Origin of the sequence: Tundrisphaera macrotermitis (assembly GCF_051175315.1) — a bacterium.
Lineage (GTDB): Bacteria > Planctomycetota > Planctomycetia > Isosphaerales > Isosphaeraceae > Tundrisphaera.
The window spans coordinates 138,379-159,971 of the sequence record NZ_CP195100.1; the positions used below are offsets into that span (position 1 = coordinate 138,379).

At 71.2% G+C, this 21,593-nt stretch carries 14 protein-coding genes; 4 read left to right on the forward strand and 10 right to left on the reverse strand.

Features of this window, described 5'->3' with window-relative positions; translation table 11 throughout:
* Window positions 1-70 precede the first annotated feature (70 nt).
* On the forward strand, window positions 71-1,132 hold the full coding sequence (locus tag TA3x_RS00580; protein ID WP_435018170.1) for an FG-GAP repeat domain-containing protein: 1,062 nt from the start codon (window positions 71-73) through the stop codon (window positions 1,130-1,132).
* Window positions 1,133-1,147: 15 nt separating this feature from the next.
* Here the strand turns inward: TA3x_RS00580 and TA3x_RS00585 are convergent, their stop codons facing one another.
* From TA3x_RS00585 to TA3x_RS00610, 6 genes are all read right to left on the reverse strand, one after another.
* Window positions 1,148-2,578, reverse strand: coding sequence for a pectate lyase (locus TA3x_RS00585; RefSeq protein WP_435018171.1), 1,431 nt, complete (start codon window positions 2,576-2,578; stop codon window positions 1,148-1,150).
* Window positions 2,579-2,596: 18 nt separating this feature from the next.
* The gene (locus TA3x_RS00590; protein WP_435018172.1) at window positions 2,597-5,554 is read right to left on the reverse strand and encodes a hypothetical protein; all 2,958 of its coding nucleotides are present in this window, start codon (window positions 5,552-5,554) and stop codon (window positions 2,597-2,599) included.
* A 55-nt stretch (window positions 5,555-5,609) separates the two neighbouring features.
* The gene (locus TA3x_RS00595; RefSeq protein ID WP_435018173.1) at window positions 5,610-5,834 is read right to left on the reverse strand and encodes a hypothetical protein; all 225 of its coding nucleotides are present in this window, start codon (window positions 5,832-5,834) and stop codon (window positions 5,610-5,612) included.
* A gap of 194 nt (window positions 5,835-6,028) precedes the next feature.
* Complete coding sequence (locus TA3x_RS00600; RefSeq protein WP_435018174.1) at window positions 6,029-7,087, reverse strand: DUF1559 domain-containing protein; 1,059 nt, start codon at window positions 7,085-7,087, stop codon at window positions 6,029-6,031.
* A gap of 289 nt (window positions 7,088-7,376) precedes the next feature.
* On the reverse strand, window positions 7,377-7,541 hold the full coding sequence (locus TA3x_RS00605; RefSeq protein WP_435018175.1) for a hypothetical protein: 165 nt from the start codon (window positions 7,539-7,541) through the stop codon (window positions 7,377-7,379).
* A 185-nt stretch (window positions 7,542-7,726) separates the two neighbouring features.
* On the reverse strand, window positions 7,727-8,800 hold the full coding sequence (locus TA3x_RS00610; RefSeq protein WP_435018176.1) for a DUF1559 domain-containing protein: 1,074 nt from the start codon (window positions 8,798-8,800) through the stop codon (window positions 7,727-7,729).
* 306 nt (window positions 8,801-9,106) lie between these two features.
* Between TA3x_RS00610 and TA3x_RS00615 the strand changes: the two genes are divergently transcribed.
* The gene (locus TA3x_RS00615; protein ID WP_435018177.1) at window positions 9,107-10,888 is read left to right on the forward strand and encodes an ArnT family glycosyltransferase; all 1,782 of its coding nucleotides are present in this window, start codon (window positions 9,107-9,109) and stop codon (window positions 10,886-10,888) included.
* Between the two features lie 74 nt (window positions 10,889-10,962).
* On the opposite strand, the gene TA3x_RS00620 is transcribed toward TA3x_RS00615, so the two are convergent.
* The 4 genes from TA3x_RS00620 to TA3x_RS00635 all read right to left on the reverse strand — a co-directional run bounded on the left by TA3x_RS00620 (window position 10,963) and on the right by TA3x_RS00635 (window position 16,499).
* Window positions 10,963-12,567, reverse strand: a complete 1,605-nt coding sequence (locus tag TA3x_RS00620; protein WP_435018178.1) for a TolC family protein — start codon at window positions 12,565-12,567, stop codon at window positions 10,963-10,965.
* A gap of 23 nt (window positions 12,568-12,590) precedes the next feature.
* Window positions 12,591-14,168 (reverse strand): TolC family protein, encoded by a 1,578-nt coding sequence (locus tag TA3x_RS00625; RefSeq protein ID WP_435018179.1) that lies wholly within the window; start codon window positions 14,166-14,168, stop codon window positions 12,591-12,593.
* A gap of 64 nt (window positions 14,169-14,232) precedes the next feature.
* On the reverse strand, window positions 14,233-15,801 hold the full coding sequence (locus TA3x_RS00630; RefSeq protein WP_435018180.1) for a sensor histidine kinase: 1,569 nt from the start codon (window positions 15,799-15,801) through the stop codon (window positions 14,233-14,235).
* A complete protein-coding gene (locus TA3x_RS00635) occupies window positions 15,798-16,499 on the reverse strand; it encodes a response regulator transcription factor (protein WP_435018181.1) in 702 nt (233 codons plus the stop codon). The genes TA3x_RS00630 and TA3x_RS00635 overlap by 4 nt, the downstream gene beginning before the upstream one ends.
* Before the next feature lie 337 nt (window positions 16,500-16,836).
* Between TA3x_RS00635 and TA3x_RS00640 the strand changes: the two genes are divergently transcribed.
* Window positions 16,837-18,267: an efflux RND transporter periplasmic adaptor subunit gene (locus tag TA3x_RS00640; RefSeq protein ID WP_435018182.1), complete on the forward strand. Its 1,431-nt coding sequence runs from the start codon at window positions 16,837-16,839 to the stop codon at window positions 18,265-18,267.
* Between the two features lie 50 nt (window positions 18,268-18,317).
* Window positions 18,318-21,560 carry an efflux RND transporter permease subunit gene (locus tag TA3x_RS00645; RefSeq protein WP_435018183.1) on the forward strand — a complete coding sequence of 1,081 codons (3,243 nt, stop codon included), beginning with the start codon at window positions 18,318-18,320 and terminating at the stop codon, window positions 21,558-21,560.
* Window positions 21,561-21,593 lie beyond the last annotated feature (33 nt).

The following is a 21,593-nucleotide window of genomic DNA, read 5'->3' on the forward strand; positions in this document are numbered from 1 at the left end:
GGGCACGATAACCCATATAACCGGTCCAATCGGAACCGGGCCACCTTGGGCGTCGTGATGGGGCCATGCCATGAATGACCGAAGAAACCGACGCCGATTCCTGCCGACGGTCGGCCCGCTGGAGATGCGGGCGCTGCTCAGCACGATGAACGCAGGGGACTACGACGGCGACCGCAAGGCCGACGCCGCCATCTACGACGCCACCGACGCCAGCTTCTACATCCGCACCCGGACCGGCACCCCCATCGCCGACCAGCTCGGATTCATCGGCCACGACAACGTTCCGGTGGTGGCCGACTACGACGGCGACGGCCGGGCCGACGACGCCATCTTCGACGCCAATACCGCGACCTTCTACGTCCGCACCCGCGCCGGGGGCGGGATCGCCCGGCAGCTCGGCATCGTCGGCAATGACAACGTGCCGGTGGTGGCCGACTACGACGGCGACGGCAAGGCCGACTTCGGGATCTTCGACGCCACCACCGCCACGTTCTACGTCCACACCCAGGCCGGCGGGGCGTTTTCGGACCAGCTCGGCATCCTCGGCCACGACAACGTCCCGGTCATCGGCAACTACGACGGGGACAACAAGGCCGACCTCAGCATCTACGACGCGACCACCGCGACGTTCCACGTCCACCTCCGGGTCGGCGGGGGCTTCAGCGACCAGCTCGGCATCGTGGGCCATCGCAACATCCCGATGGTCGCCGACTTCGACGGCGACGGCCGGACCGACGACGGCATCTTCGACGCCACGACCTCCACCTTCCATGCCCGCACCCGGTCCGGCGGGGCGTTCAGCGACCAGCTCGGCGTGGTCGGCCGCCGCAACGTCCCGATCGTGGCCGACTACGACGGCGACGGCAAGGTCGACGTCAGCATCTTCGAGGGCAACACGGCGACCTTCTACGTCCACACCCGGGCCGGCGGCGCCTTCGCCAAGCAACTCGGCATCGTGGGCCACACCAACATCCCGCTGATCGCCGACTACGACGGGGACGGCCAGTCCGACTTCAGCATCTACGACCGGACCCTCGCCACGTTCTACGCCCACACCCGGGCCGGCGGGGCGTTTTCGGACCAGCTCGGCATCCTCGGCCACGACAACAGCCCCGAGGTGGGCAGCTCCTGAGGCCCGGCCGGGGCGTCAGGGCTTCGTGGCCAGCAGGTACTGGGACAACGTCTGGGCATTCCTGACGAAGGTCCGGCCCTCGATGACCCGCCGGGTCGGGTCGTCCTTGCCGTGGGTTCGGAGCCGGCCCTCCTCGACCCATCGGCCCTGGTCGTCGAGGGCGGCGATCACGGCGCGGACGCGATCCTCGGGGGGCCGGCCCGGCTTGCGGGCGACGCTCCCGGGCTTGACCGGCCCCTTGGCCAGGGCCCTTTCGTAGTCGCGGGCGATCGTCGCGGTCCCGTCGTTGACCTTGAAGGCGTAGTGCGTCGGCACGTCGGCGTCGTCGTAGGTCAGCTGGTAGTCCCGGGTGAAGAAGAGCGGGCGATTGGTCTTCAGCTCGTAGAACCGGGCGAGCTGGCCGTCCGGGAGCCGGGAGCCCCGGAGATAGTCGAGCGCGGGCGGGATCGGCTTCAGGTACTTCCCGTCGCCGGTCTCGTGATACAGGCCCAGCAGGGCCCGCATCGCCCCGATCGACTCCCCGCCGGTGATCGCGGGCGGCTCGAACTTCCGGGCCCACGTCGGCCGCATCTCCGCGTCGTACTGCTGGGCCCAGGCGGGCTGCGGCGCGGGCATCTGGGCCAGGAGGAAGAACTCCCCGCCCCGGAGCGCGGCGTCGAGGTCGCCCTTCGCCTGATACTGGCGCCAGGCGTCGAGCATCAGGGCGACCATGTCGGCCTGGGTGCCGTCGTTGAGCGTGTAAAAGTGGTCGTACTTCGCCTTGGTGTAGGTCCTCGGCCACGTCTCCGGATAGCCGGCCGGCTTGACCGGGAACCGGGCGGGGTCGGGCGGGGCGTCGAACCGCTGCGGCCAGGCACCGTTGGGATACTGGGCCGCGATCAGGTGATCCAGGGCGTATCGGGTCGCCTCGTGGATGGCCGCATCCTGGAATTCCAGGGCTTTGTCGGCCCGGAGGAGGAACCGCACGGCGGACTGGGTCTTGTCGTCGTCGAGCGTGGTGACGTTGCGGGCCCTGGGCCGCTCGGGATCGACCCGATAGGCGAACCGCTCGCGCTCGGCGGGCTCGAACTCGATCCGGTCATCCCAGCCGCCCGAGCGGAGTTGCCCCCGGACCAGCGCCCGGGCGGTCTCGGTCGCCGCGTCGCGGTAGTACGCGTCTCCGGTGGCGGCGAAGGCGTCCAGGTAGGCCATGCCCACGGCGGGCGTGCCGGGGGCCTGGAGCCAGGCGGCCTTCGCGCCCACGCGTTCCTCCCCCTCGCGGCGGGCCAGGTCCTCGCTGTAGCGGAAGACGTAGCCCCCCTCGACCGCGACCCGTTCCCGATAGAACCCGGCGGCCAGCCGCAGGGCCGCGGCGGCCTGCTCGCGCAGGGGCTCGTCGGCCGAGGCCCCGGGCGAAGGCCATCCCAGGGCGACGAGGGCGATCCCGATCATGGCAAGACGCATCATCTTCCTCCTCCCCAGGTGTCAAGCAAGGTCCGGATCTCGGGGTCGCGCCGGCCACCGGGCGGCCCGGGCCGCGAGGGCGACGAAGGCCGCGAGGCCGATGGCCGTCAGGATCTTCCCCAGGCGGAACGAACGGGGATCATAGCGGAAGACCAGTCGGTGGGTGCCCGCCGGCAGGGCGACCCCCCGCATGGCCCGGTTGGTCCGGTGGATCTCGGCGGGGCGGCCGTCGACGGCCAGGGTCCATCCCGGATCGAACCGATCCGCGACGACCACCAGGCCCGGCGAGAGGAGCGTGGCGGTCATCTCGACCCGCTGGGGCTCGTCGCGGTCCACGGCGACGACCTCGGCCGGGTCGGGCAGCGCCCGCGACAGCAGGGCATCCACCTCCGCCGGCCGATCGGTCTCGACCCAGGCCATCGTGCGGGGGTCCTGGACCGGGACGCCCGGCAGCCTCCAGAACTCGTCCCCCTGGTAGAGGATCTCCCGGGTCAGATCGGCCCGCTCGGCCACGCCCATCCCCCGGATCGGGGGGAGGATCGAGGCCCGATGGACGACCCAGGCCCGGGGGTAGGCATTCTCGTTCCGCAGGATCCGGAAGTCGTCGGTCTCGCCCCATTTCGCCCGGAGCGCGGGCCCGTCCGGGCCGTCGAAGGTCCCCGGTTTGGGATACAGGAAGGTCGATTTCGGGATGAACGACGCATAGCCCCGCGCCGGGCTCTCCCAGACCAGCTTGGCCGGGACGATGAAATAGCGGGTATTCCACAGGTCGAAGGCCCGCCGCGGGTAATACCAGACCGGCTGGTCCGGCCTCAGCTTGTGGGCGCGGAGGGTCTCCGGCGGCGGGGACAAGGACCACGGGAGGAACAGAGAACCGTAGTCCACCGGCTCCAGGGTGTCGAAGTAGAAGGTCGATTCGACGCCCAGGGGGAGGTTGTAGTTGGTGCGGAGCGATCGGTGTTCCCACCGGGTGATCGCGTCGAAATCCCTCGGCGATCCGTCCGGGTCGGCCCAGCGGGCCGGCCACCATCGCCCCACCCTCTGCACCCGGAACGGGCCCGGCGACGGGTCGGCCCGCTCCGCCTCGCGGATCAACTCCAGGGCCCGGGGCGTCCCCTCGAAGGCCGATTGCGGCACCGTGATGACGTGGTGGGCGTTGGCCATCACGAGGTCGCACCCGAGGCCCAGGACCGCGACCGCGCCGGCGAGCCTCGGCCGCCTCGCGGCCAGCGTTGCCACCCCCAGCGCGAACGCCGCGACGGCGACCCCATGCACCAGGGCCGACCGGATGTCGGCGATCGCCCGGGCGGCATCCAGCGGCTCGTCGGAGGCCCGGAGCCGCAGGGCCAGGGCGTCGAACCAGGACCGCAGCGTGCCGGCCCCGCTCCAGGAGGCCAGCAGCGTGGCGACGCCCAAACCGAGCAGGAGCGCCGCGATGCGGCGGGCCCTCCGGTCGTGGCCCGCCAGCAGGCGATCCCACCCGATCCCCGCCAAACCGGCGACGGCCAGCGACCAGACCACCAGCAGCTTGGCCGGGTAGCGGAACGAACCGAAGCCGGGGAACGCCGAGGCCAGCAGCCAGTAGGCCCCGCCGTCGCCGTCGCGGAGGTGGCCGTCGGTGCGTACCTGCCAGGAGAACGCCGGTTCGGGCGGCCCGAGCGTGGCCGCCCAGCCCGGGACGTACCGGGCCCACATCAGAGGGCCGCCGTAAGGCCCGAGCGCCGCCAGGGCGCCGGCGATCGCCACGACGCTCAGCCAGGCCCGCCACGGGGGCCCGCCGCGCATCCCCAGGGCGGACAGGGCCAGGACCAGGGCCAGGCCGCCGAGATAGACCGACGGCATCCAGAGCCGGCTCTCCGGCTTGGGCGGCAGCGCGTTCAGCCACGAGCGGTAGCCGCCTTCGAGCGTGCCGAAGACGCCGGGCCAGGTCGCATCCAGGAACTGCAAGGGATGGACGTTGTACGGGTAGATGTCGTGGAATCCCTGCGACTCGGCCGCCCGGAAGCTCTCCGCGCCCGCCTCGGCGACCGGCAGGGCCTGCGCCCCGGCAATCGCCAGCGCCAGGGCCGACGCGGCGAGGAGACCGAAGGCCGATGTGGCGAGGCCCCGCGCCCCCCCGTCGGGGTCCGCCCGGCGCCACGCCCGCCGGGCCAGCAGCCCGAGTCCGATCGCCCACGCCGCCGCGACGATCGCCTGCCTCGGCGGGCTCCACGGCGTCGTCGGCCCCGCCGCGCCGGAGGCCCCCCGGTGGATGGCGCGGGCCGTCCACCAGGACAGGCCGAGCAGGCCGAGATAGATCGGGATCAGCCCCAGGAACGCCCGGCGCAGCGTCGGGCCGACCCCCGCCGAGGACCGCGACACGGCGATCCCGGCGGCATAGCCACCGGCGCAGATCACGGTGAGGTAGGCCATCTCCGGGTCGCCGCCCAGGACCTCGAACGCCAGCACCAGGCCCAGGGCCGGCAGGGCCATCCGCCGGCGGCATCGGACCAGGCCATCGGCCGCGAGGAACCCGAGCGGACCCCAGGCCGCGCCGACCAGGAAGATCATGTTGCTCGTCTGGCTCAGGACCGGCACGCCGAAGCCGTAGGCCAACGCCCCGATCAGCGCACCCGTCGCCGAGACCCGCCACCCCCGGAGCAACGCCCACATCGCCCCGAAGGCCAGGGCGACGTGCCCGATCAGGTAGGCCCGCATGGCCCAGGGGAAGGGCATCAGCGCGAAGACGACCTTGCCCGGGTAGAGCACCGCGGCGGTCGGGTTGCCCAGCAACGGCGTCCCCGCGCTGGCCTCCGGCGCCCAGAGCGGCCACCGGCCGGCATCCCACTCCTGCTGGACCCGCTGCAGGAGGGGATAATAGTAATGACCCGCATCCTGGAACGCGAACTGGCGTCCCTGGAACAGTGCGGGTCGGAAGACGATGAGGAGAGGGATGGCGAGGCAGGCGAGCGCGAGGCCGAAGGTCGTCGAACGTCGCACTCGCGAACCTCCCCTCGGCCCGATCGGGGATCCCGAACCGGGCCGGGTTGCACGATCATTTGGCCTTGGCCTTGCTCCGGGGGTCGTTCGGCCCGTATTCCTGGTCCAGCGGGACGGCCCCGGGGGCGGGATTCGGGCCGGGGACGATCTTGACCGAACCATCCGGGTTCAGCTCTTGCGACCCGCCGCCCCCACCCGACCCGCAGCCGGGGAGCGTGAGGGCCAGGGCGAAGGCCAGCGGCAGGAGGCCACAAGCCCCCATCATCTTTCGCAGCATCATGGGATTTTACCTGAGAGTGGCCAGGAACCCTCGGTCGCCACCCTTCGGATCAGGGCAGCCCCGAGGGTGCGGGTCCGTTATCGAGGGAAGATCGTCGCGGAGTTCGTGCCGGCACGTCGCACCGGCCCGATCATCATGAGTGCCGGGCGGGCCTGCTTGGCGAGGGTTCGCCTCGCAGGCTCCCCCGTCGAGGCTCAATAGGCGTCGGCCGAGAGCACCTCGTTGCCGGCCTTGGTCCCCAACGCCCACCAGGCCGTCTGGTTGACGGTGTTCTTGATGAACTTGACGCTGCCATCGGCCATCAGGGCGTTGACTCCGCCCGGGTGACGGCTCCTCATCGCATGAGTGCCGTTCTCGTTGGTGTTCTGGCAATCCGGGGTCGTGGAGTTGGGTGTCAGCAGGTTGGAAACGATGATCCCCTGGCCGAACCGGCCCGAGGCCCAGTACTGGCGGGCCGCGTTCTGCTCGCCGGCGGCGGAGGCGGCGGCCGCGACGCACTGGGTGGCGTAGCTCTGGAGATTGGTGATCGCGGCCGGATTGGGCGGCACCATCCCGGCACCCGAGCCGTTGGCGGAGCCGGGCCAGGCGACGCAATTGTAGAATTCGGCCCCGTTGCGGCCGCCGGGCGAGTTGTCGCCGATCGTCGCCTCGCCGAAGGCGACCGTGTTGGTGGTGCCGTCGGTCACATCGCGAATGCCGTAAGACACCCGGGCGGCCCAGAGACCGACGCCCACCCCGCTTGTGGACGTGACGACCGAGTGCTCATTGAACTGGGGGCCGACGGTCGCGACGTAGTTGCCGCCCATCTTGAAGACGGAGCCGCCCGGGTCGGACGGGCAGAGGAACGAGCTGACCGAGGAGTTCCTCACGGTCGTGTTCACGTTCGGGTTGGCGTCGCAACAGGTCACGTGACCCCAGGTGAAATTGAAGGCGTTGGACAGTGCGTTCTGCTCCATGTAGCCGAGCAGGTAGACCAATACGCTCGGGCCATGGCCGAGGCTGTTGTTGGTCGTGCTAGGACCGTTGCCCAGCATCGGGAACGCACCATTGGTGCTCTCGTAGTTATGCATCGCCAACCCGAGTTGCTTCAGGTTGTTGGTGCACTGCGAGCGGCGGGCGGCCTCGCGGGCGGCCTGCACGGCGGGCAGCAGCAGGGCGATCAAGACGGCGATGATGGCGATGACGACCAGCAGCTCGATCAGCGTGAACCCGCGATAAGTGCGCATACGGGCCCTGAGGGCGGATTTGGCCATGCCAGATCTCCTGGGTAGAAATGTATACAGAAAGAGTTGTGAGGAGAATGGTCAGGCTACTGGCCACCCCGGCTACCGTCAAGCGGAATGTATAATGGCTGTTGATTTGACATGATCCGAACAAATGGCGGTCAAAACGCGTCAGGTCTGTTCCGGCGACGGATCGGACACCGGCCTCGTCCATGACAATTTGCGTAATCCGGGGCAGATGGCCCCGACCCGACCGCAGCATCGGCGGCCGACCGCGCCGCTCGGGCCGCTCCCGTGGGCGGCCCGAGCGGGTCCGGGCTCACTTGGCCTTCTTCTGGGGTTTGGATTCATCCTCGATCGAATAGGCATTGCCCTGCGCGTCCACGGGCGGGACGACCTGGACCTCGGCATTCGGCCCCGTCGTCCCGCCCGACCCGCCGGCCCCGCACCCGGGCAGGAGGACCGCCAGGCCGAGCCCTCCCATCAGGAGGCTCGCGGGACCGATCCTTCGCCATGCCGTTCTCATCATTCGTCCTCCATTCCCATCCCGCCGGCCATCCCGGCGTCACGCCGCGTCGAAGCGAGGGACCCCCGGTACGCGAGGCGGGGTGCCGGGTCGGCCGCCCCGGCGCCCCGGCGCCCCGGCGCCGGGAGAGCCTGCGATCGATGTCAGTAGGCGTCGGCCGAGATCACCTCGCCGCCGGCCTTGGAGCCCAGGGCCCACCAGGTCGTCTGGTTGATGGTGTTCTTGACGAACTTCACGCTGCCGTCGCCCATCAGGATGTTGACCCCGCCCGGGTGGCGGCTCCGGGCCGTCTTCAGGCCGGTGTACTGGGCGTAGTTGTAGCAGTCCTGGTTGGGCGAGTTCGGCGTCAGGAGCTGGTTCGTCAGCGGGCCCTGGACCATCCGCCCCGCCGCCCAGTACGACCCGACGTCATTCACCTGGTTGGCCGTCCCCGCCCGCATGGCGTTGCACGCGGTGATGTAGCTATTCAGGTTCGCGATTGCGCCGGGCATGACCTGGTCCGCACCAGACCCCGCGGCGCTGGCCGGCCAGGGCACGCAGTTGTACGACTCGGCGCCGTTGTTCGAGGCCGGCGAGTTGTCGCCGATCAGCGATTCGGCGAAGGCGATCGTGTTGCTCGACCCGTCGGTGCAATCGCGGATGCCGAAGGCGACGCGGGACGCGAACATCCCCACCCCGACCCCCGTCGTGCCGGCGTCGCTGCGGTACTGCGGGCCGACGCTGCCGCCGTAATTCGAGCCGTACTTGAACACGCTGCTGCCCGGGTCGGACGGGCAGAGGAACGACGCCACGGAGGACAGGTACGTCGTGGAATTCATCACCCGGAAGGCCGCCGGGCCGCCCGGCGCGGTCGCCTGGAGGCTGAGGTTGAACGCGTTGTAGAGCCCCGTCTGCTCCATGCTCCCCAGCAGGAAGACCAGCACGCTCGCGCCGTGGCCGGTCCCATTGGTCTGGGACCCGTCGATCGTGGCCACCGAACTCGGGATGCTCATCGCCATCGGGAAACTATCATTGACGGAGTGATAGTTGTGCAACGCGAGGCCGATCTGCTTCAGGTTGTTCACGCACTGGGAGCGGCGGGCCGCCTCGCGCGCCGCCTGGACGGCCGGCAGGAGCAGGGCGATCAACACGGCGATGATCGCGATCACCACCAGCAGTTCGATCAGCGTGAAGCCGCGACGGATGCGCGCGTGCGCCTTCGGGGATGACTTGGCCATGCCAGATCTCCGAATGGAGTACGGACTCGACAGAGAAAGATGTGAGGTGAGTTCGTCAACCTAATGGCGTCTCCGATCCCCGTCAAGCAAAAAGCCTCTCTGAACTCGTTTAATAATGCGCGCCGAGATGGCGACCCGCGTGGATCCGTCCCAATCCGTGCGATCTTGCCCGGGGCTCTCGTGATGGGCTCGTCCCGGCGGGCGGGCGCCCGGGGCCGCCGGGGACGGCCTGCGGTATACTGCCGCTCGGCCCCCGAGGTCGGGGGATGGGGTTGGGCCGCTCCGCGGGGTGGGGGATGCGCGATCATGGGGACGACGGGATGGAGGGCGGCCGTCGCACGCCGGGCGGATGCGATCGCGGCCGGGCTGATCGTCGCGGGCGCGTTGGCCCTGCTCGTCGCGACGCTGGGCGACTGCGGGATGGCCTGGGATGAGGGGTACGTCGTCGAGCGGGTGGATCGGCTCCGCGAATGGTTCGCCCGTGTCGCCGGGGACGACTCCGCCGCCGGCCGGGCCTGGACGCCGTTCCTCTCCTGGCTGGAGGGCCGCACCGCCTATCTCCAGAAGGCGGGATCGACGGCCGGGTCGCCGTGGAGCCGGGAATCGCTCCGCTATTACTGGCAATTCTCGCGCGAGGAGCCGAACGGCCACCCGCCCGGCTATGCCCTGCTGTCGCTGGCCGGTTGGATCGCCACCCATCGGTTTCTGCCCCCGCTCCAGGCGTACCGGTCCGGGCCGTCGGCGCTGTTCGCGCTGACGCTCGGGGCGGTCTACCTGACGATGGCCCGGCTCTACGGGCGGGCCGCCGCCGCGATGGCCGCGCTCGGCCTCCTGTCGATGCCGCACGTCTTCGGGCATGCCCACCTGGCGACGACCGACACGCCCACGCTCTGCTTCTGGATCCTGGGCGTGATGGCCTTCCTGGGGGCCGTCGAGGCCAAATCGGGCGATGACGGCCGATCCCGGGGCCGGGCGTGGACGCTCGCCTTCGGCCTGGCCTGGGGCTGTGCGATGGCCACCAAGTTCACGGGCTGGTTCCTGCCGGCCCCCCTGATCGCCTGGGCGATCTTCTATCGGGACGCCCGGGCCGCCCGGGTGCTGGCGATCGGCGGGGCGGTGGCGGCGACCGTCGTCTATGCCTGCAACCCGACGTGGTGGCTGGAGCCGGTCGAGGGGGGGCGGGCGTTCCTCCGATCGAACCTGACACGGCGGCAACTCCTGCCCATCCCGACGCTGTTCTTCGGCCGCGTCTACCTGTTCTCGCTACCGTGGTACAACACGCTGGCCTGGACGGCGATTGGCGTCCCCCCGGCGACCCTGGCCCTGTCGCTGGTCGGGATCGGGCGGGTGGCGGTGGGCCGGTTCCGGGATCGGGCGGGGACCCTGCTGCTGGGCTGCTGGGCCTTCTTCATGGTGCTGCGGGCCCTGCCCAACGCGCCGGGGCACGACGCCGAGCGGCTGTTCCTGCCGGCGTTCGCGTTCCTGGCCTGCCTGTCCGGCATCGGCGTGGCCGCGATCGGGGCGGGGTTCGGCCGGCATGCCGGGGGCCGACTGGCGCGGATCTCCGGCGTCCTGGCCCTGTCGGTCGCGCTGATCGGCGGGTCGTGGAGCACCTGGCGATACCACCCGCTCCAACTCTCCTATTACAACGCCCTGATCGGCGGCCTGTCGGGGGCGGCGCGGGCGGGGCTGGAACCGACCTATTACTGGGACGCCCTGACCCCCGACGTGCGCGATTGGATCAACGCCCATACCGAGCCCGACCGGGCGGTGGCGTTCGCCCTGCCGACCGTGTCCTTCGAGTACCTGCACCGCTGGGGCCTGCTCCGCCCGTCGCCGCTGGCCACCCCGCGCACCAACCCCCGCTGGTTCGTCGTGATGAACCGGCCCGGCCACCTGCGGTATCCGGCGCACACCGTCGGGCAATACCTGCTCGACCATGCGAAGCCGGCCTTCGTCAAGACGCTGGACGTGGCGCCGGATGTCCCGCTGATCGCCATCTTTTCCGGGGTGGATGCCCTGGAGGCCGACCGGATCGTAACCCGCCTGCGTTCCCAGCAAGCATCCCCGGAGACGCCCGGCCGCTGATCGCCGCGGTCGGTGCCGGGCGATGCGGCCGAGTCATCGTTTCTTTCGTTATGGATTTTGATCTGCAAGATTGTTCATTGGGTGGGCGGCAACCCGGGGGCGTGGCCGTCGAGCGGGACGTCCAGGGGGGGCGGGGCGCCCAGGGAGACGAACAGGGCGAACTGGGCCCGGTCGGTCGCGATAATCGCCCGGACGAGGGCGACGCGCGCGTCGGCGAGGAGGCGGAGGCTGTCGAGCGCCTCGATCGGCCGGCCGACCGTCTCGCGGAGCCGGTCCCGGTCCTGGCGATAGCCGTCCTCGGCGGTCCGGAGGCCGATCCGGGCGACCTCGACCCGGGACCGGGCGGCCAGCGACTCGGCGCGGGCGGTCGCGACCTCGTCGCGGATCTGGTTGAGGACGCGCGTCCGTTCGGCGAGCGCCTGGTTGAACCGGGCGTTGCGCTGCTTGATCAGGGCGGAGTTGCCCACGCCGAAGTTCAGCAGGGTCCAGTAGGCCCGGACGTCGAAGTCGGTCCGGCCGTCGTAGCGGCCGAGATCGGGCGTGACCAGGTCGCTCCCGCCGCCGAACGACCCGGCGCTGAAGCCGAGCCAGATCGTCGGCAGGAACGGGCGGGCCTTCTCCCGGTGGGCCAGGTACTGGGCCTCCATGGCCAGGGCGTCGCGGGCGGACAGGTCGGGCCGGCGCGCCATGGCGGAGCGGATCAGCAACTCGACGGGCGCGTTGGCATCGATCAACTCGACCGGCTCGATGGGCCCCGCCACGGGCCGGAGCCGCGAGGAGGGGTCCAGGGTGAGCCGCTCGGCGAGCTGGGCCGAGCTGACGAAGGCGTCCTCCTCGGCCCTCTGGATGGCGGCCTGGAAGAGGCGTCGGTCGGCGTCGGCCCGCTCGGCGTCGGAATGCCGGCCCTGCCCGGTCTCGGCGTAGGCGGCCACCTCGGAGGCGATCCGATCGGCCTCGACGGCCAGCTCGCGCCGGATGGCCAGGACGGCCTCGTTGCCGACGAGGTCGAGATACAGCCGGGCCACGTCCAGGAGGGTGGAGTTGGCGGTGGCCGCCGCGTTGAATCGCGTCCCGACGACCCTCTGCTGCGCCGCGAGCGGCTCGAAGATCGCGTCGGTCAGGGGGCTGGCGATGTTGACGGCCGGGATGGCGATCGTGTTGGCCCCCAGGGTGTTGGTCCCGCCCCCGTAGTAGAACGACTGCTCGGTGAGCGGCAGGATCGTGCCGACCGAGCGCTGCTGCGGGCCGACGTGGTCGTGGTAGTTGAGGCCGGCGTTCAGGGACGGCAGGAGTAGGGAGCGAGCGGCGGTCCGCTGCGCCAGGGCGGCGAGGATCAGGACCCGGGCCTCGCCGATCACCGGGTTCTGGCCGTCGGCCAGCCGGAGGGCGGACGACAGGTCGATGAGCCGGGGCGGCGTGGCCTCGGGGATCGGCGGGGGCGTCGCGGCGGCCGGGGCGAGTGCGATGGAAGCGTCGGCGGCCGCCTCGTCGGACGCCGGCCGGATCGCGGGGTCCCCCGGCGCGGCGGCCGCGAAGGACGATTCGACCTCGACGAGTTCGGGCGGGATCGCGGCCGAGGCGGGCGTCGGGCGAATCTCGGCCGACCGCGTCGCGCATCCGGCCGCCGCGGCGACCCCGAGGGCCGCCGCGATCGGGGCGATCCAGTAGCGTGGCATCATGTCCTCATTCCTTGAAGACCGGATCAGCCGGGGTTCGGCATCGCGGCGGGTGCGGGGGCGGCGGGCGCGCCGGCCGCGGGGCCGCCGATCGTGCCGGGGATGTCCGACGGGGCGATGCCGTCGATCGGGGCGGGGCGGGCCAGCGAGTCGGCCGGCGGCTGCCCCAGGGCGACGTAGAGTTCGAACTGGGCCCGGTTGTAGTCCACGATCGCGTCGAGGTATTCCCGACGCGACTCGTTGAGCAGCCGGAAGTTGTTGAGCAGCTCGATCGGCAGGACGCTCCGGGTGCCTCGCGAGCGGATCAGGTCGTAGTCCTCGCGGAACCCCGCCTGGCTGGAGCGGGTCGCGGCCTCGGTGGTGGCGATCCGGGCGAATCGGGCGTGGGTCCGGGCGTAGGCCGTGGCGACCTCGGCCCGGACCTGGTTGAGCACGGCGATCTCCTGGAACTTCGTCGCCTTGAGCCGGGCGTCCGCCGTGCGGATCAGGGCGACGTTGCCGACCCCCAGGTTCTGGATCGTCCAGTAGGCCACCACGTCGAAGTCCGACCGGCCGGCCAGGCTGCCGAAGACCGGCCGGACCAGGTTGCTCCCGCCGCCGAAGCCGCCGGCGCTGAAGCCGACCAGCACCGTGGGCGAGAACGGGAGGACCTTGGACCCCTGGAGCGACAGCAGGGCCTCGCGGATCACGGCCCGGCGCTCGGCCAGCTCGGGCCGTCGGAGCAGCCCCAGCGCGATCAGCTCGCAGAGCGGCTGCGGGTCGGGGACGATCGGCATCGGCACGACGAAGGCGTCGGTCGGGTGGAGCCGGATCGACGGGTCGAGGTTGATCGCCCGGCAGAGGGCGGCCGACGCGGCCAGGATGTCCCCCTCGGCGGTCAGGACGTCCCCCTCGCGGCGGGCCAGCTCGGTGGCGGCGCGGTCGGCGTCGGCCTTTCGGCCCTCTCCGGTCGCGGCGTACTCGGCGGTCAGGCGGGCGACCTCGCGGGCCTCATCGCGGGCCTGGAGGGCGATGGCCCGCCGCCCCTCGGCCCGGGTCAGCTCGGAATAGGCCAGGGTGACCCGGAGGAAGACCTGGTTGCGCGTGGCCAGCGTGGCGGCCTCGCGCTGGATCACCACCTGCCGGCTGGTCAGGTAGGCGAAGATCCCCTGGCCGATGTTGCCGGACAGGACCACGCCCGGGATGTTCACCGTGCCCGCGCCGACGGCGTTGGACCCGGCCCCGACGTACACGGCGCTCCGGCTGACCGACAGCATGTTGCCGTTGGACTGCTGGAGGTTGCCGTTGTGAGCGTCGTAGTTCACGCCGGCGTTGATCGTGGGGAGGATCTGGGCGGCGGCGTACATCCGGAGGGCCGCGGCCTCGACGACGCGCTGGCGGGCCAGGTTCAGCTCGGGGTTCTCGGCCCCGGCCAGCCGGAGCGCGGTCCCCAGGTCGATCGGCCGGAATTCGCCGGGGAGGACCGAGGGGGGGGGCGAGAGCAGGGCCGCGTCGGCCGAGGCGGATGGCGGGGCGAGTTCCGGCGCCCGGCCTTCGTCGGCCGACGCCAATGGCCAGGCGGCGAGCCAGGCGGCGATGAACGATGGCGTGATCCTACGCCTCACGATGACCTCCTGTGTCAGGGACGGCCGCCCGGCCCATCTCGGCGAACGGATACCCGTCTGTTCGTCAAACGATCTCTCCGGGCTTGATGCCCGCGTGGCCGCCCGATGCGTTTCGGCCGGCAATGCCGTCATCATCGGGCCGACCGGACTGCCGCGGGCCGGGGGCTTCACCCCCCGCGTCGGCGGCCGCCTCGGGAAGTCGGAGCACAAACCGGCTGCCGCCCCCCGGGTCGCTCCGCAGTTCGAGCGAGCCGCCCAGGCTGGCGGCGATGCGATGGGCCACGGCGAGCCCCAGGCCCACGCCCCCCTGCCCCTCGCGCCGCGCCCGCTCGGTGCGGAAGAAGGGCTCGAAGACGCGGGGCTGATCCTCGGCCGAGATCCCCGGCCCGCGATCCTCGACCCCCAGCGCCACGGCGCCGGGCTCGCGCCAGGCCCGGACCGCGACCGGCGAGCCGGGCGGGCTGTATTTGAAGGCGTTCTCCAGGAGGTTATCCAGCACCTGCCCGACCAGGGTCGGCGAGGCCCGGACCATCAGCGGGGCGTCGGCCACGTCGATCGCCAGGTCGGCGGACCGATGGTGGGACGACCAGCGCATCGCGTGGTCGCGGGCCCAGGCCCCGAGGTCGAAGGTCGCGGCATCCTCGTGCGAGGTCCCCGGCTGGACCATCGCCAGCAGCGATTCGACGATCTGGCGGAGCCGGGCGCCCTCGGACCCGACGAGGTCGAGGACCCGGCGATACTCCTCGGGCGATCGGTCGTGCCGGCGGGCCACCTGGACCTGTCCGAGCAGGGCCGCCAGCGGCGTGCGGAGCTGGTGCGAGGCGTCGAGCGCGAACCGTCGCTGGCGGTCGTAGGCCTCGTTCAGCCGGGAGAACGCCTCGGTCAGGCGGTCGAGCAGGCCGTTGAAGGCCCGGCCCAACTCCTCCAGCTCGTCCCCGGTGGACGGGACGGGCAGCTGGCCGAGGTCGGCGGCGGTCATGGCGGTGGCGGCGTGGGCCATGCGGCTGACCGGCATGAGGGCCCGGCGGCAGAACCATCGGCCCGCCGCGGCCGCCGAGGCCCAGATGCCGGCCGAGAGCCCCGCCAGGGCCAGGCCCAGCCGCCCCAGCGTCGCCTCGGCCTGGGCCGGCTCCAGGCCGACCACCAGGATCAGGGTCGGGTACTGGACCTCGAAGCCGGGCTCGTCGTCCGGGTGGCCCCGCCCCTGTCGGAGGAGTTCGTCGATCCGGAGCCGCCGGCTCGCCATCCGCCACCCGGAGGCGGCGCCGAAGGCCGAGCCATCGGGCGGGTCGGCGGGCCAGCCCCGGGGCGCCCAGGCGATGGGGAAGCCGCCCGCCCGCGAGTTCGCCGAGCGGTCGATCAGGGCCCCCTGCCCGTCGCGCACCGCCCAGCGGACCGCGTGGATGCCCGGGTCCACGCCCAGGGTGATCTGCCGGTCGGTGGGCTCCCATTCGAGCCCGCCCGGCTCGATGTCCACGGAGGCTTCGAGGATGTCCAGGGCCCCCTCCAACTGGGCGTCGAGCTGGCGGGCCATGTCCGAGCGGGCCAGCAGGTAGAGGGTGCCCGAGAAGCCGGCGAGCACCAGCGCCAGGGCGGCCAGGAAGAAGACGGAGATCCGCGACGCCAGGCTCATCCGTCCCCCTCGGCCGCCGCCCCGGGCGGGTCGCCGAACCACAGGCCGCGGCCCCGCAGGGTGTGGATGACGCGCGGGCCGAGCGCCTCCAGCTTGCGGCGGAGGTCCATCAGGTGGACGCCCAGCGTGTTGGACTGCGAGTCGTACCGATCATCCCAGACCTGTTCATAGATCTGGGTGCGGCTCAGGACGCGGCCGGGGTGGCGGATCAGGTAGGTCAGCAACACCAGCTCCTTGGCCGTCAGGTCCAGGGGGCGGCCGGCCCGCTCGGCCCGGCGGGTGGCCAGGTCCACGACGATGTCGCCGTGGCCGACGCGGGTGTCGGCGCGGTCGGCGACGCGGCGGATCAGGGCCCGCATCCGGGCCAGCAACTCGTCGAAGTCGAAGGGCTTGCACAGGTAGTCGTCGGCCCCGCCGTCCAGGCCGAGGATCCGGTCGTGGACCTGATCGCGGGCCGTGAGGAAGAGCACCGGGGTACGCCGGTCCTGCTCCCGGAAGCGGCGCAGGAGCTCCATCCCGTCCTGCCCGGGCAGCCACCAGTCGAGCAGGACGATGTCCCACCCGCCGCGGGCCAGGGCCTGCCAGGCCGAGTCGCCGTCGCCGGCGAGCTCGACCTCGAAGCCCTCCTCGCGGAGGCCCCGCACCAGGTAATCGGCGATATTCGCCTCGTCCTCCACGACCAGGACCCGGATGCCCATCCCACGCCCCATCCCGTCCGGCGGTCCGGACGACAAATCCCGGGCGAAATGCCGCGTCGGGGGCCCGATCCCCCTCGTCTATAAGCACGATTTTACGCTCGTTTCGCTCGCCGCCCGGGCCGGCTCCTGTATGATAACTCGTGTGATCCCGCCGGTCGCGGGGCGTCCCCGTTCGCCCCATGAGATCCGCTCGCCCACGCCCCGCCCATCCCCCTGAGGCGGGAGTTTTCGACCGCGTCGAACCCCAGGCGACGCGGCGAGCATCCATCGCGTCCGGGCCATGCCCTCGCCCCGAGGCGCAGCGATCCCCCGTTCCCTCTGATTGGAGGCCGATCCCTTGACATCGACACCGGACACGATCGCCCCTCGGGGCGGGCGGGCGGCGAAGCCGGCCCCCTGGCCGAACTGGGCCCGCCTGATGGTCGCGTCCCTCGTCCTGGCCGGCCTGGCCGGCGGGGCCTGGGCCATGCACCTGGCATCCGTCGGCGTCGGGAGGGCCGAATCGCGCCCCGGGCCGGCGGACGTCGAGGCCGCGACCCCGCTGGTGGACGTGATCCGCCCCGCGAAAGGCGGGGTCGAGCGGGTGACGGTGCAGCCGGGGTCGGTCCACTCGTTCGAGTCGGTCGACCTCTTCTCGATGGTCTCCGGCTACATGAAGACGCAGGCCGTGGACATCGGGTCGCGGGTCACGAAGGGGCAGGTCCTCGCCGAGATCGACGTCCCCCGCGAGGAAAGGGCCGTGGAGGAGGCCGCCGCCCTGCTGGAGCAGGCCAAGGCCCAGGCCCTCCAGATGGAGGCCAAGGTCAAGGCGGCCGAGGCCGATCGGGACATCGCCATCGCCACGGCCGACCAGGCCGAATCCGACGTCGACCGCCTGGTCGCGATCCGGACGATGTCGGAGAGCCAGTTCGCCCGGATGAAGTCCCTGAACGAGCGGAACGCCGTGGACATGCGGGTCGTCGATGAGCACCATCGCGACCTGGAGGCGGCCACCGCCGCCGAGAAGACCGGGCGGCTAGGGATCCTCTCGGCCAAGGCCCGGATCGCCGGCGCGGTCGCCAAGGTGGCCCAGGCCCAGGCGGACGTGGTCGAGGCCCGCGCCGCGGTGGCCGTCGCCGCCGCGAAGCTGGAGACGGCCCGCGTGGACGTGGGCTATGCGAAGATCGTGGCCCCGTTCGACGGCGTGGTCACGCTCCGCAGCTTCCACCCGGGCGAGTTCATCCGGGCCGCGTCCGGAGGCGGCCAGCCCCCCCTGTTCATGGTCAGCCGCACCGACCTGATGCGGGTGGTGGTGCGGGTGCCCGATCGCGACGTCGTGCTGACCGACCCGGGCGACCCGGTGGTCGTCACCATCGACGGCCTGGGCGGGCGGGAATTCCGCGGCCAGGTCTCGCGGATCGGCGAGTCCGAAGACCCCACCACGCGGACGATGCGGGCCGAGATCGACCTGCCCAACCCCGACGACCAGCTCCGCGAGGGGATGTACGGCCGGGCCACCATCTCCCTGGAACCCCCTTCGGAGCGGCTGACGCTGCCGGCCGCCTGCATCGTCGAGCGTTCCGGCAAAGGACAGGGCGTCGTCCAGGTGGTCCGCGACGGCAAGGTCGAGATGGTCGCCGTCACGCTCGGCGGCGACAACGGGTCGCTGGTCGAGGTCGATTCCGGGATCGGGCCCGATGACGACGTGATCCTCCGCACCGCCTCCCCGCTCGAAAAGGGGATGGCCGTCGTCCCCCGGCCCGCGAAGCCGGCGAGCCCGGCCCACTGATTCGCCCGCCCGCGAACGACCGATCCCGATTTCTCCGAGGTAGAGGCTTCATGAACGGCCTGATCCTGCTGTCGCTGAGAAACCCGATCGCGGTGACCGTCATGTCGCTGGCGGCCGCCCTGCTCGGCGGCCTGGCGGCGATGGCCATCCCGATCGACATCCTCCCGGTCTTCAACAGCCCGGCGGTCCAGGTCCTGACCTTCTACGGCGGGATGCCCGCCGCGAGCATCGAGAAGAACATCACCGCCCGCATGGAGCGCGGGGTGGTCCAGGCCTCCGGCGGGCGGAAGCTGGAGTCGCGCTCGATCGTCGGCGCCAGCATCGTCCGGGACTACTTCCGCAGCTCGGTCGACCGGAGCGGGGCGCTGACCGAGACCAACTCGCTGGCCGGATGGGAATACCCCACGATGCCGCCCGGCACCCTGCCCCCGGTCGTCCTGCCGTATGACCCGACCAGCACGACGCCGGTCTGCCTGCTCGCGCTGGACAGCACCAAGCACGGGGAATCGGCCCTGTTCGACACCGGCCGGTACGAGGTCCGCCCGCAGATCATGTCGCAGCCCGGGGCGATCGCGCCTTTGGTCTACGGCGGCAAGATCCGCGCGGTGATGCTCTACCTGGACCGGATGAAGCTCCAGGCGCGCGGGCTGGCCCCGCTGGACGTCCTGAAGTCGGTCGACGAGTACAACGTCTTCCTGCCCACCGGCAGCGCCAAATTCGGCAAGACGGACTACGCCATCGACTCCAACTCGATGTTCGACCTCGTCGGCAACATGGCCAACATCCCGCTCCGCAACGAGCACGGCAACGCGGCCTACCTCGCCGACGTGGCGACCCCCAAGGACGCCAACTACATCCAGACCAACGTCGTCCGGGTCAACGGCCGCCGCCAGGTGTATGTGCCGGTGTTCCGCCAGGGCGGTGCCAGCACGCTCCAGGTGGTGGACAACCTCCGGGCCTCGCTGGAGACCATGAAGGCCCGCCTGACCCGCGACGGGATCGACCTGAAGCTGGTGATGGACCAGTCGGTGTATGTGCGCCAGTCGATCGAAAGCCTGGTGGAGGAGGGCGTCCTGGGGGCGATCCTCTGCTCCCTGGTGATCTTCCTGTTCCTGGGCGAGTGGCGGATGATGGTGATCGCCGTCCTGACGATCCCGATCGCGGTCCTGGCGGCGATGATCGGCCTGTATGCGACCAAGAACACGATCAACGTGATGACCCTGGCCGGGCTGTCGCTGGCCATCGGGCCCCTGGTGGATAGCGCGATCATCTGCCTGGAGAACACCCACCGCCACCTCGGCCTCGGGGCGTCGGCCGAGGACGCCGCCTATCTCGGGGCCAGCGAGGTGGCCCTGCCCGAGCTGGTGGCCAGCCTCTGCACCCTGCTGGTGCTCGCCCCGCTGGCGCTCATGCCGGGGCTGGGGGAGTTCCTGTATCGGCCGATGGCGGCGGCCGTGACCTTCGCCATGGTCTCCGCGTTCCTGCTGTCGCGGACCTTCGTCCCGTCGCGGGCCGCGCGATGGCTCAAGCCGCACGCCGCCCACGGACACGACGCCCATGCACCTCGTCCCGGCCTCTTCGCCCGGGCCTTCGCCCGCTGGGAGGCGCTGATCGAGGTCGGCATCCGCTGGTACGTGCGGCGGCTGGAGTGGGTGATGGGGCGTCGTTTGATCACGGTGCTCGGGGCGGTGGGCCTGCTGGTGGCCGTGCTGACGATCCTGGGCAGCCAGCTCCGCCGCGAGTTCTTCCCCGAGGTCGACTCCGGCGCCTTCGAGATCTACGCCCGGCTGGCCAGCGGGACGCGGATCGAGGAGACCGAGAAGCGGATCGTGAAGGTCGAGGATTACGTCCGCGAGAAGATCGGCCACGACCTCGAACTGGTCATCTCCGAGCTGGGCGTGGTGGCCGACCTGTCGGCGGCCTACACGGCCAACGCCGGGCCGATGGATGCCGTGCTCAAGGTCCAGCTCGCCGAGCACCGCCACCGATCGGCCCAGGAGTATGTGCACATGCTCCGCACCGGGTTCGCCTCCGACGCGGCGTTCTCCGACCTGGAGTTCGCCTTCGACGCCGGCGGGATGATCCGGTCGGCGATGAACGAGGGGAAGTCGTCGCCGATCAACGTCCGGATCACCGGCAAGGACACCGCCTCCGGGCGGAAGCTCGCCGAGGCGATCCTCCGCAAGATCACCAAGGTCGACGGCGTCGTGGACGCCCGGATCATCCAGCGGCTGGATTATCCCCAGTACATCATCGACGTCGACCGGGCCAAGGCGGCCGACCTCGGCCTGAACCAGGTCGACGTGATGAAGAACGTGGTGGCCGCGCTCAACTCCAGCATCCAGTTCCACAAGAAGAACTTCTGGATCGACCCGGTCAGCAAGAACCAGTACTTCGTCGGCGTCCAGTACCACGAGGAGGACATCGACTCGGTCGAGACCCTCATGGACGTGCCGATCACCGGGCCCAAGCAGGCCCAGCCGATCCCCCTGCGGAACATCGCCACCCTGCGGCGCGGGTCGGTGCCGACCGAGATCACCCACACCAACCTCCAGACCACCATCGACCTGACCATGGGCGTCCACGGCCGCGACCTCGGCCACGTCGCTGACGACGTGACGAAGCTGGTCGGCGAGTTCGGCGTGGCCCAACCCGACGGGACCTGGGTCCCCTATGATCCGGCCGACACCTCGGCCCAACGCAAGACGATCAAGGGGTCGACCATCGAGCTGAGCGGCGAGTATTCCCGGATGCAGGAGACGTTCCGGAGCCTCGGCTTCGGCCTGGTCCTGGCATCGATGCTGATCTACTTCCTGATGGCCTCGCTGTTCAAGTCGTACCTGACCCCGCTGGTGATCCTGTTCGCCGTCCCGCTGGGGCTGATCGGCGTGGTGATCATGCTGTACGTGACGGGTTCTGCGATCAACGTCCAGTCCCTGCTGGGGGTGATCTTCATGGTCGGCATCGTCGTGTCGAACACGGTGCTGCTGGTCGACTTCGCCCAGAACCTCCGCACCCAGGAGGGGCTTTCGCCCGACGCGGCGATGCGGAAGGCGGCGTCGATCCGGGTCCGGCCGGTCCTCATGACCGCCCTGGCCGCCCTGTTCGCCCTGATCCCGATGGCCCTGGCCCTGGGCCGGGGCAGCGAGGCCAACGGGCCGCTGGGCCGGGCGGTGATCGGCGGCATCCTGGCCGGCCTGCTCACCACCCTGTTCGTCGTCCCCGCGCTCTATTCCCTGGTCGTCCACGACGCCCCGAAGCCCGACGAGCCGGGATCCCCGCTCGCCGCTTGATCCACAGGGGCCGGGCCGGCGTCGCGACGCCGG

Excerpts from the sequence above, each read along its gene's own strand:
- TA3x_RS00580 (WP_435018170.1), top strand. The coding sequence starts at position 71 with ATGAATGACCGAAGAAACCGACGCCGATTCCTGCCGACGGTCGGCCCG.
- TA3x_RS00585 (WP_435018171.1), bottom strand. The coding sequence starts at position 2,578 with ATGATGCGTCTTGCCATGATCGGGATCGCCCTCGTCGCCCTGGGATGG.
- TA3x_RS00595 (WP_435018173.1), bottom strand. The coding sequence starts at position 5,834 with ATGATGCTGCGAAAGATGATGGGGGCTTGTGGCCTCCTGCCGCTGGCC.
- TA3x_RS00600 (WP_435018174.1), bottom strand. The coding sequence starts at position 7,087 with ATGGCCAAATCCGCCCTCAGGGCCCGTATGCGCACTTATCGCGGGTTC.
- TA3x_RS00605 (WP_435018175.1), bottom strand. The coding sequence starts at position 7,541 with ATGGGAGGGCTCGGCCTGGCGGTCCTCCTGCCCGGGTGCGGGGCCGGC.
- TA3x_RS00610 (WP_435018176.1), bottom strand. The coding sequence starts at position 8,800 with ATGGCCAAGTCATCCCCGAAGGCGCACGCGCGCATCCGTCGCGGCTTC.
- TA3x_RS00615 (WP_435018177.1), top strand. The coding sequence starts at position 9,107 with ATGGGGACGACGGGATGGAGGGCGGCCGTCGCACGCCGGGCGGATGCG.
- TA3x_RS00620 (WP_435018178.1), bottom strand. The coding sequence starts at position 12,567 with ATGATGCCACGCTACTGGATCGCCCCGATCGCGGCGGCCCTCGGGGTC.
- TA3x_RS00630 (WP_435018180.1), bottom strand. The coding sequence starts at position 15,801 with ATGAGCCTGGCGTCGCGGATCTCCGTCTTCTTCCTGGCCGCCCTGGCG.
- TA3x_RS00635 (WP_435018181.1), bottom strand. The coding sequence starts at position 16,499 with ATGGGCATCCGGGTCCTGGTCGTGGAGGACGAGGCGAATATCGCCGAT.
- TA3x_RS00645 (WP_435018183.1), top strand. The coding sequence starts at position 18,318 with ATGAACGGCCTGATCCTGCTGTCGCTGAGAAACCCGATCGCGGTGACC.